Origin of the sequence: Desertibaculum subflavum, from assembly GCA_003576705.1 — a bacterium.
Lineage (GTDB): Bacteria > Pseudomonadota > Alphaproteobacteria > Ferrovibrionales > Ferrovibrionaceae > Desertibaculum > Desertibaculum subflavum.
Window position 1 is genome coordinate 1 of record QOZS01000092.1, and the last position, 11,551, is coordinate 11,551.

General features: G+C 68.0%; 8 protein-coding genes and 1 pseudogene. 7 read left to right on the forward strand and 2 right to left on the reverse strand.

What is annotated here, in order from left to right:
- Positions 1–142, forward strand: a pseudogene (locus DT074_RS28650) (IS630 family transposase); the annotation flags it as partial.
- A gap of 6 nt (positions 143–148) precedes the next feature.
- Here DT074_RS28650 and DT074_RS26575 read toward each other — a convergent pair.
- Positions 149–915, reverse strand: a protein-coding gene (locus tag DT074_RS26575; RefSeq protein ID WP_119422871.1) for an IS5 family transposase whose coding sequence is annotated in 2 segments (ribosomal slippage) — positions 149–591 and positions 591–915 — 768 coding nt in all. Because the reading frame shifts where the segments join, the coding sequence is not laid out codon by codon here.
- Positions 916–1,000: 85 nt separating this feature from the next.
- The gene (locus tag DT074_RS26580) at positions 1,001–3,811 is read right to left on the reverse strand and encodes an Rne/Rng family ribonuclease (RefSeq protein WP_119422872.1); all 2,811 of its coding nucleotides are present in this window, start codon (positions 3,809–3,811) and stop codon (positions 1,001–1,003) included.
- A 495-nt stretch (positions 3,812–4,306) separates the two neighbouring features.
- Between DT074_RS26580 and DT074_RS26585 the strand changes: the two genes are divergently transcribed.
- From DT074_RS26585 to DT074_RS26610, 6 genes are all read left to right on the forward strand, one after another.
- Positions 4,307–5,455, forward strand: coding sequence for an N-acetylmuramoyl-L-alanine amidase (locus tag DT074_RS26585; protein WP_119422873.1), 1,149 nt, complete (start codon positions 4,307–4,309; stop codon positions 5,453–5,455).
- Between the two features lie 105 nt (positions 5,456–5,560).
- Complete coding sequence (locus tag DT074_RS26590) at positions 5,561–8,029, forward strand: penicillin-binding protein 1A (protein ID WP_438503714.1); 2,469 nt, start codon at positions 5,561–5,563, stop codon at positions 8,027–8,029.
- An 80-nt stretch (positions 8,030–8,109) separates the two neighbouring features.
- A complete protein-coding gene (locus tag DT074_RS26595; protein ID WP_119422874.1) occupies positions 8,110–8,715 on the forward strand; it encodes an alpha/beta fold hydrolase in 606 nt (201 codons plus the stop codon).
- 29 nt (positions 8,716–8,744) lie between these two features.
- The gene (locus DT074_RS26600) at positions 8,745–9,377 is read left to right on the forward strand and encodes a TetR/AcrR family transcriptional regulator (RefSeq protein WP_119422875.1); all 633 of its coding nucleotides are present in this window, start codon (positions 8,745–8,747) and stop codon (positions 9,375–9,377) included.
- 11 nt (positions 9,378–9,388) lie between these two features.
- Positions 9,389–10,798, forward strand: coding sequence for a carotenoid oxygenase family protein (locus DT074_RS26605; protein WP_119422876.1), 1,410 nt, complete (start codon positions 9,389–9,391; stop codon positions 10,796–10,798).
- 30 nt (positions 10,799–10,828) lie between these two features.
- Positions 10,829–11,437 (forward strand): glutathione S-transferase family protein, encoded by a 609-nt coding sequence (locus DT074_RS26610; RefSeq protein WP_119422877.1) that lies wholly within the window; start codon positions 10,829–10,831, stop codon positions 11,435–11,437.
- Positions 11,438–11,551: the final 114 nt, after the last annotated feature.

Below are 11,551 nucleotides of genomic sequence, written 5' to 3' on the forward strand. Positions count from 1 at the left end.
GATCAAGCATTGGATGCGGGCCGCTCAGAAGCGAACCGTCGAGGACACCTGGCGCCACATCGGCGACCTCGTCGAAGCCATCACACCCGTCGAATGTCAGAGCTACTTCGCCAATGCCCGATACGCTTCAACCAAATCGTGAAACGCTCTAGGTCGTGGACTCATAATCTCTGGCCCAGAGGCGTGCTGCGGCGATGGTGATGGCGGCAAGGTAGTTTCGGGCGAGCTTGTCGAAGCGTGTGGCGATGCGCCTGAAGTGCTTGAGCTTGTTGAAGAAGCGCTCGACCAGATTGCGCTGGCGGTAGATCTCGCGATCGATGACGCGGCGGACCCGGACGTTGCTCTGCGAGGGGATGTGCGCGCTGGCTCCCTCGGCCTCGATGCGCTCGATGATCGAGCGGGCGAAGAAGCCGCGGTCGGCGACGACGTGGCGGGCCAGGCGCAAGCCCTCGATCAGCAGCGGGAAGGTGGTCTTGTCGGAGGCTTGGCCCGGCGTCAGCAGCAGGCGAACCGGCAAGCCGCGTGCGTCCACCACGGCGTGGATCTTGGTGCTCAGTCCTCCACGAGAACGGCCGATGGCGTGATCCGCGCCCCCTTTTTACCGCCCGCTGCGTGCTGGTGCGCCCGCACGATCGAACTGTCGATCAGGTGCATCGATTGCGGCGAGCGCGCCGAGAGAGCCTCGAATACCCGCAGCCACACGCCCGCCTTGGCCCAGCGATTGAACCGGTTGTAGCAGGTTGTGTACGGGCCATAGCGCTCCGGCAGGTCGCGCCACGGTGAGCCGGTCCGCAGGATGTAGAAGATCCCGTTCAGAACCCGCCGATCATCCGTCCGCGGCACCCCGCGTGGCTTGTTCGGCAGCAGTGGCGCGATGATGCTCCACTCCGCATCGCTCAGATCAAACCGGGCCATCGCCAAGCTCCCATCCGTTTGGAAGCTTGAATCACAATCACGCCCTCAAGGGAATCCCTTTATGGGTACAGAACATAGCGGCGGCTCAGCGGCCGCCGAACAAGCTGCCCCGGCTCCACCAGCCACGCCGGCGGGCGGCTGGCGGCACCTCTTCCTCCGCTGCCGGCGCCGGTTCCGCGACGACGGGCTCCGGTGCCGCTGCAGCCACGGGCGCCGGCTCCGGCACGGCGATGGTGGACGGTGGCGCAACCTCGGCGCGGCGTTCAGGCGCAGGTTCGGGCGGCGTCCAGGGCTCCGGTGCGGATTCCGGCAGCGGCGTCATCTCGGCTTCCCGAGCCGACACCGCCGGTTCGCCCGGATGGCCGTCGTAGGCGGGCGGCGTTTCGGTCCAGGGCTCGGGCGGCGGTGTTTCGGCTTCGCCCGCGAAGGCCGGCGCTCCGTCGGTGGCCTCGTCAGCCGCTGCGTCCTCGCCCATCGGCAGGCCGCGCCGGTCGCCATGGCGGCGGCGGCGACCGCCGCGGCGACCGCGGCGCTTGCGCCGTTCCGCGGCCTCGCTGTCCGCGGCGGCGGCATCGGCGGGGGCCTCCGCTTCCATTTCGCCCGCGTCTGCGGCCTCGGCCTCGACGTTTTGCGGCTCGGTCTCGTCACCGGCCGCGCCGGCGGAGGGCTGAGGCAGCGGCCGGCGATCGCCGTCGCGGCGACGCCGGCGCCGGCGCCGGCGTCGATCGCCGTCGGCGCCCGCAGACTCGGCCTGGCTTTCCGCCGCTTCCGCGGTCGCTTCGATCTCCTCGGACTCGGCCTCTGCTTCCGCTTCGGCCTCCGGCTCTGCTTCGATCTCGAGATCGCGCGGCCGGATCGATTCCGCACTGATCGGCCGCGCGGTCTCCGTCTGGGCAACCCGGCCGCGCACGCGGTCGATCCGGTGATCGGGCGCGATCAGGCTGTCGTCGCCCTCGATCGATACGGCGACGCCATAGCGCGCCTCGATATCGATCAGGACCTCGCGCTTCCGGTTGAAGATGTAGAGCGCGATGGAGGTCGAGACACGGACGTTGAGCTCGCTCGCACGCTCCTTCATCGCCTCGTCCTCGATGGCGCGCAGCACATGCAGCGCCGAGCTTTCGACCGAGCGGATATAGCCGCGGCCGGCGCAATGCGGGCAGGTCTGCGTCGAGCTCTCGATCAGGCTCGGGCGCAGGCGCTGGCGCGACATCTCCAGCAGGCCGAACGGCGAGATGCGGCCGACCTGGATGCGCGCGCGGTCGTTCTTCAGGCAATCCTTCATCCGCCGCTCGACATGGCGGTTGTTGCGCGGATCGCCCATGTCGATGAAGTCGACGACGATCAGGCCGGCAAGGTCGCGCAGGCGGAGCTGGCGCGCCACTTCCTCGGCCGCCTCCAGATTGGTCTTGTAGGCGGTCTCCTCGATATTGTGCTCGCGCGTGGAGCGGCCCGAATTCACGTCGATCGCGACCAGCGCCTCGGTCGGGTTGATGACGATGTAGCCGCCCGAGCGCAGGTTCACGGTCGGATTGTACATGGCGTCGACCTGCGCCTCGATCTGGTGGCGCTGGAACAGGCTGACGCGTTCGCGATAGAGCTTCACCCGGCTGGCATGGCTCGGCATCAGCATGCCGATGAAATCGCGCGCCGTGCGATAGCCGGCTTCGCCCTCGACCAGTATCTCCTCGATGTCGGAGGAGTAGTAGTCGCGGATCGCCCGCTTGATCAGGTCGCCTTCCTCGTAGATCAAACAGGGCGCCGTCGATTGCAGGGTCAGCTCGCGGATGTTGTCCCACAGACGCAGCAGATACTCGAAGTCGCGCCGGATCTCGGGCTTGGAACGGTCGAGGCCCGCGGTGCGCAGGATCACGCCCATGCCTTGCGGTACGTCGAGCTCGGTGACGATCGCCTTCAGCCGCTTGCGGTCGGTCGGCGACACGATCTTCCGGCTGATCCCGCCACCGCGCGAAGTGTTCGGCATCAGCACGCAATAGCGGCCGGCCAGCGACAGATAGGTGGTCAGCGCCGCACCCTTGGTGCCGCGCTCTTCCTTCACCACCTGCACCAGCAGAATCTGCCGGCGCTTGATGACCTCCTGGATCTTGTAGGGGCGCATGGGGAAGCGGCGCCGGCGCGGTGGGCCGCGGCGCTCGCCGCCCTCGCGCTCGCCAGTCTCCTCCGTCTCGGCCTCGCCGTCGAATTCGGCCGACATGTCGCCCGTGGCATCGGCCGGCAGTCCGCCTTCCGGAGCGTCGTGCTCGTGGTACTCGGAGTCCAGGGAGGGCACGTCGCCGCCCAGCGTCTCGACGACGTGGAAGGTTTCGACCTGCTCCACATGGCCGGGCGCCTCGCCAGCTTCCGTGGCTGCGGCCGGTTCGGCATTGTCCTGCTCGACCAGCCGCGGCGCGTGCTGTGCCAGCGACGGGGCCGGCACGGCCTCGGCCTCGGCCTCGGCCGTCGACGCTGCGGGGGCGGCGGCATCCGATGCGGCGCCTTCAGGATCATCCGGCGAGCCCGGCGCCGTTTCGTCGCTGGAGGCTGTGGCAGCGGCCTCGGCGGCTTCCGCTGCGGCCTCCGCCTCTTCCTCGGCGGCGGCGGCGGCTTCTTCGGCCGCCTCCATCTCCAGCAGTGCCTGCCGGTCGGCGACCGGAATCTGCCAGTAATCCGGGTGGATTTCCGAGAAGGCGAGGAAACCGTGCCGATTGCCGCCGTACTCGACGAAGGCCGCCTGCAGCGACGGCTCGACGCGCGTCACGCGCGCCAGATAGATGTTGCCTTTGAGAGGTTTCCGGCTGGCAGTCTCGAAATCGAATTCTTCGACGCGATTACCGCTTTGCACCACTACCCGGGTTTCCTCCGGGTGCGAGGTGTCGATCAGCATACGCTTGGCCATGTGGCGAGAGCTCCGAAGCGGACGGACTGCCGGCGCGAACTGCTGGCGTGCATCCACTGATGGGCTGGGAGAGGCGGCGGGGGTCGGCGGAGAAGCGGCCGAGAGAGTTCCGGGGCATCGCGTTCATTCTGCTTGGATGGCTCCGGACATGGCCGTTTCGTACTCCGTCGATCGCGGCTGGGAAAAAGGTGAGGGCCAGCCGCCTCGAGGTTGAAATCAGGTTCCGCGCTTCACGGGCGCCGCGATCGGCTTGAGGGAAGGCACCTGGGCACCGGATCGGGCCGGGCGCGCATCGACGCTCACCGTCTTGCGGCACCGACCGTCTGCACTCAAAGCGCGCACGATCGGATCGCGGATGTTCGCGGAATGGATCATAGTGCCGGCTAGCGTTAAGAAACAACTAATTCTGTAAACGAAGGCCGGAAGGCAGCAAATTGCTGGTCTCCGGCCAGCCACATCTTGCGTTTTCCCTGGCTTTGCGGGCTATATGTGCGTATGCGGACGCGACTCCTTGGCCTCGCGCTGATTTTCCTGGCCGCCGCCTCGACGGCCATGGCCAGCGTCCGAACCGCGTCCGGTTTGCGCCTTGGGCAGAACGGCGAGATCACCCGATTCGTGGTCGATATCTCGGAATCCGTTCCCTTCGAAGTGAAGGTTCTGGGCGACCCCGACCGCGCCGTCGTCCTGCTGCCGCAAATGCGTTTTGCCGTGGATCCGGGCGCCGGCGAACAGGGGCAGGGCGTGGTGCGCGGCTTCCGCGTCCACGTTACCGAGATCGGCTCCAGCGTGGTGCTGGATCTGAACCGTCCGGTGAGCGTTCTGGCCGCTTTCATGATTCCGCCGCGGGATGGCGCGGGCCATCGGCTGGTGGTCGACCTGAAACCGCAGGGGCCGCCCGATGCCACGTCGCTGACCCAACTCGCCGCGCTGACGCCGCCGCCGCCGCTCCGCAAGCCGCCGGCGCGGCGGGTCGTGGTGCTCGACGCCGGCCATGGCGGCATCGACCCCGGCGCGGTCAGCGCCGGCGGCTTCTACGAAAAGGAGATCACCCTCGCCATGGCGCAGGAGATGCGCCGGAAGCTGCTGGCGCTCGGACGCTACACGGTGGTGATGACCCGCGATTCCGATGTGTTCCTTTCGCTTGCGGAGCGGGTACGCGCGGCGCGCGAGGCGCAGGCCGATCTGTTCGTTTCCATCCACGCGGATTCGATCGGCGAGCGGGCCCATCGGGGCGGCACGGTCTACACCCTGTCGCAGACCGCCTCGGACAAGGAGGCGGAGGCGCTTGCGGCACGCGAGAACAAGGCCGACATCATCGTCGGGGTGGATTTCGGCAACCAGCCGAAGGAAGTGATGTCGATCCTGATCGACCTGGCGCAGCGCGAAACGATGAACCTGTCGGCCCAGTTTGCCCAGCACCTGTCCGACGAGATGCGCCAGCGCGTGCCGATGAACCGCAATGCGCATCGTTTTGCCGGCTTCCGCGTCCTGTCGGCGCCCGACGTGCCGTCGGTCCTGGTCGAGCTCGGCTATCTGTCCAACCCCAAGGACGAGGCGATCATCCGCTCGCCCGCGGGCCGGGCGAAATTCGCCGAGGCGCTGGCCGAGGCGGTCGACCGTTATTTCGCCACACTCGCGCATTAACTCCCCGCATTAACGGATTCTGCAGCCGCGCCGGCGTTGGAATAATTCGCAGGGCCTGTCGCGCCGGCTTATGATCCCGCCCTGAACTGGAACCGGAACCCGATCTTGCTCAAGCGCTTGCTGTATCGGCTGGCCCAGCTGTTCGGTGTCGCCGTGGTGCTCGGCCTGATCGGCATGGCCGGCGCCGTCGTGCTGCTCTGGCATATCGGGCGCGATGTGCCGGATTATGCCGAGCTCGCGAGCTATCAGCCGCCGATTTCGACCCGCGTGCATGCGGGCGACGGCCGGCTGATTGCCGAATACGCGCATGAGCGGCGCATCTTCGTGCCGATCGACGCGGTGCCGCAACGCGTGATCGACGCGTTCCTCTCGGCCGAGGACAAGACCTTCTACAGCCATCCCGGCATCGACATTACCGGCATCATCCGCGCCGCTGTCGTGAACGCGCTCAATTTCGGCCAGGGCAAGCGCCCGGTCGGCGCTTCCACTATCACCCAGCAGGTGGCGAAGAATTTCCTGCTCGGCAACGAGGTCACGCTGACGCGCAAGGCGAAGGAGGCGCTGCTCGCCTTCCGCATCGAGCAGGCGCTGTCGAAGGACCGCATCCTCGAGCTCTACCTGAACGAGATCTATCTCGGCGTCGGCGCCTACGGCATCGCCGCGGCTTCGCTCTATTATTTCGACAAGTCGCTGGACGACCTGACGGTGCCGGAAGCGGCGTTCCTGGCGGCGCTGCCGAAGGCGCCGAACAACTATCATCCGCTGCGCTATCCCGATCGCGCCAAGGCGCGACGCGACTGGGTGATCGACCGCATGGCCGAGGATGGCCATCTCAGCATGGCGGAAGCGGAAGCGGCGCGTGCCGCCCCGCTCGGCTCGGTGCCGCGACGCGAGATCGGCACGGTGAAGGCGGAATGGTTTGCGGAGGAGGTCCGTCGCGAACTGGTCGCCCGCTACGGCGAGAAGGGACTCTACGAAGGCGGCCTCAGCGTGCGGACCTCGCTCGATCCCCGTCTGCAGGAGGCTGGCGAGAAGGCGCTGCGCGACGGCCTGGTCGACTACGACCGCCGGCACGGCTGGCGCGGGCCGGTGGCGAGGCTGGAGAACCCCAAGGACTGGCAGGTCGAGCTTGGCCGCGTGCCGGCGCCGCCCGGCCCCGCCGAATGGAAGCTTGCCGCAATTCTCGCTGTCGGCCCGGAAGACGTCGAAATCGGGCTTGCCGACGGCAGCCGCGGCACGGTCCCGTTCGCGGAGCTGCGCTGGGCGCGGAAGACATTGCCTGAACAAGAGCTCGGCCCGGCCGTGCGCAAGGCGGCGGATGTGCTGACAGTCGGCGATGTTGCGCTGGTCGAACAGATTGCCGACAAGCCGAAGCGCCTGTTCGGCCTCCGCCAGGTACCCGATGTCGGCGGCGCGATGATCGCCATGGATCCGCATACGGGCCGCGTGCTGGCCCTGGTCGGCGGCTGGGATTTCGGCTCCAGCCAGTTCAACCGCGCCACTCAGGCGAAGCGCCAGCCGGGCTCGTCCTTCAAGCCCTTCGTTTACGCCGCGGCGCTGGACCACGGCTTCACGCCGTCCTCGCTGGTGCTCGATGCGCCGTTCGTGCTGAACCAGGGGCCGGGCCTGCCGCGCTGGAAGCCCGGCAACTACACCAACAAGTTCTATGGGCCGAGCACCTTGCGCGTCGGCCTCGAACAGTCGCGCAACCTGATGACCGTGCGGCTGGCCCAAGCGGTCGGCATGGATGTCGTGGTCGACTACGCGGTGCGGCTCGGCGCGGTCGAGCAGATGCAGCCGGTACTGTCGATGTCGCTCGGGGCCGCCGACACCACCATGCTGCGCTTCGCCGGCGCCTACGCGACGTTCGTGAACGGCGGCAAGAAGGTGATGCCGACCCTGATCGACCGCATCCAGGACCGCCAGGGACACACGGTGTTCGCGCATGACAAGCGGACCTGCGACGCTTGCGCGTCCGAGGCCTATGCCGGCGGGCCGGAGCCGGAGCTGGCCGATGTGCGGCCGCAGGTGCTGGACGCGGCGACGGCCTATCAGATCGTGTCCATGCTGCAAGGCGCGGTCGAGCGCGGCACCGGCACCGGCGCGCGCAAGGTCGGCAAGCCGCTGGCCGGCAAGACCGGCACGTCGAACGACTTCTTCGACAACTGGTTCATGGGCTTCTCGCCCGACCTGCTGGTCGGTGTCTATGTCGGCTTCGATCAGCCGCGCACCCTCGGCAACAAGGAGACCGGCGGGCGCAGTGCGGTGCCTGTCTTCGCCGACTTCATGGCGGAGGCGTTGAAGGATGCGCCGGCCACGTCGTTCCGCATTCCGCCCGGCGTGCGTCTCGTGCGGGTCGATCCTAAGACCGGGCTGCCGGCCGCCTTCGGTCAGCGCAACGCCATCCTGGAGGCATTCAGGCCCGGCACGGAGCCGGCCAACGGCGACCTGCAGATTCTCGATGGTTCGGAAGAGGGGGACGGGCCTGCGCAGCCCTCCGGCTCGGTGGCGCGGCCGCCGCTCGGCGGCACCGGGGCGGCGCCGGCCACGGCGGGCACCGGCGGGCTCTACTAGCGGGTCGCGCGCGGCCTGACAGAGAGGCGATGGGGGAACGGGTCGCATTGCTGCATGGCCTGGGGCGGCAGCCGCGGAGCATGCGGCGCCTCGCCCATGGGCTGGAACAGGCCGGCTTCGAGCCGCTGCCGATCGGCTATCCAAGCCGCACGCACAGCATCGCCGAGCTGATCGACCACCTGCGACCGCGTCTGGCGGCGCTCGGGACGGGCCGCGTCCATTTCGTCGGCCATTCGCTCGGCGGCATCCTGCTGCGTGCGCTGCTGGCCGAGCCGGTGCCCTTCACGATCGGCCGCTTCGTCATGGTGGCGCCGCCCAACCGGGGCGCCTATGTGGTGACCCGGCTCGGCCGCTATCCCTTGCTCCATCGCTTCTTCGGCCGGCCGGCGGTCGAGCTGTTCCGCGATGCGCCCTGGCTCGCCGGCTGGCCGGTCCCGGCCTGCGAGATCGGCATCATCGCCGGCTCGCGCGGCTTCCATCCGCTGGCACCGGTCTCCTGGGCGAATGCGCTGCTCAATCCCCATGCCCATGACGGCACGGTCGAACTCGACAGCACCCACCTCGCGGGCATGCGGGATCACATCGTCATCGCCGCCAACCACACCTACATCTGCGACCATCCCGACACGCTGCGCCTGACCCTGGCCTTTCTTACGAGCGGAAGCTTCGCTGACCGCCTTGCGTAGTGAACGGTGTTAATTTACACTGTTCATTAATGCCGAAGACACTGAGCCAGACCGAGATCCTGGAATTCCGCGCCCGCCTGCTGGCCGCGGCGGAAGGGCTGTTCGCTCGCGACGGGGTGGGCGCCGTGTCGATGCGGCGGGTCGCCGAGGTGCTGGGCTGCAGCGCCGCGACGCCCTACCGGTATTTTGCCGACAAGGGCGAGATCCTGGCCAGCGTCCGCGCCGCCGCCTTCGACCGCTTCGCCGAGGCGCTGGAGACGGCCTTCGCGGCCAAAGGCTCGGCCATGGAGCGCTCCGCCGCCGTCGGCCGGGCCTATTGGGACTTCGCCATGCGCGAGCCCGACGCCTATCGGCTGATGTTCGACCTGCAGCAGCCGGGCGAGCGCGACTATCCCGAGCTCAAGCGCGCCCGCGACCGGGCCGAGCGCACCATGTCGGCGCATGTGCAGGCGATGATCGAGGACGGCTGGATCCAGGGCGATGCGCGCGAGATCGGCCGCGTCATCTGGTCGGGCGTGCACGGTATCGTGGTGCTGAAGCTCGCCGGCCGGTTCGGCGAAGCGGAGGCATTCGATCTCTTCCGCAGCATGACGCGGTTGCTGTTCCAGGGCGCCCGGGCCGGCCTTCCGCCCCGCGCCGAGCGACACCAGACGGAGGCCTGAGGGAGCCAGTCATGAGCCAGCCTTTCCCGGAGCACGCTTTCCTGCGCGGCAATTTCGCGCCGGTGCATTTCGAGTCCGAGGCGCTCGACCTGCCGGTCGAAGGCGAGATCCCGCGCGGCATCACCGGCACGCTCTACCGCAACGGCGCGAACCCGCAATTCGCGCCGCGCGACCGCTATCACTGGTTCGCCGGCGACGGCATGCTGCATGCCTTCGCCATCGCGGACGGCAGGGTCGACTATCGGAACCGATGGGTGCGCACGCCGAAATTCGAGCTGGAGCGCGAGGCCGGTCGCTCGATGTTCGGCATCTTCGGCAACCCGATGACCAGCGATCCCACGGTGGTCGGCAAGGACACCGGCCTTGCCAACACCAACGTCGTCACCCATGCAGGCCGCGTCTTCGCGCTGGAAGAGGGGCATCCGCCCTTCGAGGTCGATCCGACGACGCTTGGCCCCAAGGGCTACGAGAGCTTCGGCGGCAAGGTGTTTGGGCGCTTCACCGCGCATCCGAAGACCGATCCGGAGACCGGCGAGATGCTGGCCTTCGCCTATTCGGTCGGCGGCTTCTTCACCAACAAGCTGGCGTACTACGTGCTGGACAAGCATGGCGCGATGATCCGCGCCGAGCAGTTCGAGGCGCCGTACAGCTCGATGGTGCACGACTTCATTGCCACCCGGAATCACGTGATCTTTCCGGTCATGCCGCTGACCGGCAATCTGCAGCGCGCCATGGCCGGCAAGCCCGCCTTCGCCTGGGAGCCGGAGAAGGGCACCCATATCGGCATCCTCCGGCGCGACCAGCCGCTCGCGGCCATGCGCTGGTTCAAGGGGCCGGCGGCCTATGTCTTCCACCCGATGAACGCCTGGGAGGAGGGCGACCGGATCGTCGCCGACGTCATGCAGTACGATGCGGCGCCGCTGTTTCCCAATCCCGACGGCACGCCCGGCGACGAGCGCAAGGCGGTGGCGAAGCTGGTGCGCTGGACCTTCGATCTCGCCGGCAACACCGATACGTTCCGCCAAGAGCCGCTCGATGACCTGCTGGCCGAGTTCCCGCGCTTCGACGAACGCTTCGCCGGGCTGCCGTATCGCCACGGCTACTACGCCTTCTACGATCCGGAGAGCCGCAAGTTCACCGGCAGCTTCACCGGCCTTGCCCATCTCGACGTCAAGACCGGCGCGCGCAAGCAATGGCACTGCCCGGCGGGCGATGCGGTCTCAGAGCCGGTCTTCGTGCCGCGCGCCACCGATGCGCCGGAGGGCGACGGCTGGATCCTCGCTGTCCTGTTCCGCGGCGCGACCCAGACCAGCGACCTCTGCGTCTTCGAGGCGCAGGCGATCGAGCGCGGGCCGATCGGACGTGCCATGCTGTCCACCCGGGTGCCGTACGGCTTCCACGGCAATTTCCGCCCCACCTGACCCGGAGGGCGGCAAGACAGGGAGGACGGCATGAAGCTCTACGATCTGAAGGCGGGAACCAACCCGCGGCGGGTGCGCATCTTCCTGGCCGAGAAGGGCGTCACGGTGCCGACCGTCGCGATCGACATGATGAAGGGCGAGAACCGCACGCCGGAATTCCTCGCCCTCAATCCGCTCGGCACCTTGCCGGTGCTCGAGCTCGACGACGGCACCATCCTCACCGAATCGATCGCCATCTGCCGCTATTTCGAGGAGCTGCATCCGGAGCCCAATCTGTTCGGCCGCGACGCGCTGGAGCGCGCCCAGGTCGAGATGTGGAACCGCCGCGCCGAGATCGAGCTCCTGGCGCCGGTGACGCAGCACTTCGTGCACAGCTCGCCGTTCTGGCAGGGCCGGCGCAAGCAGGTGCCGGAATATGCGCCGCTTGTGCGCGAGCAGGCGCTGGCCGCCATGGCCTGGCTCGACCGCGAATTGGACGACCGGCCCTATCTCGCCGGCAACCACTACACGGTGGCCGACATCACCGCGCAAAGCGCCTTGCTGCTCGGCAAGAACACCGGCATTGCGCTGGCCGGCGATCACAAGAATCTCGGCCGGTGGTGGATCGAAGTCTCGGCGCGGCCGACCGCCCGAGCCTAGAGCGGGATGAGATTGGCTTGAATCGGCAGGGGATTCCCAAGGGGCTCGAATAGTGATTCAAGATGCGGGCTGGGGATGGAGGCCAGCCAGCATGGGACGTCCCTATTCGATGGA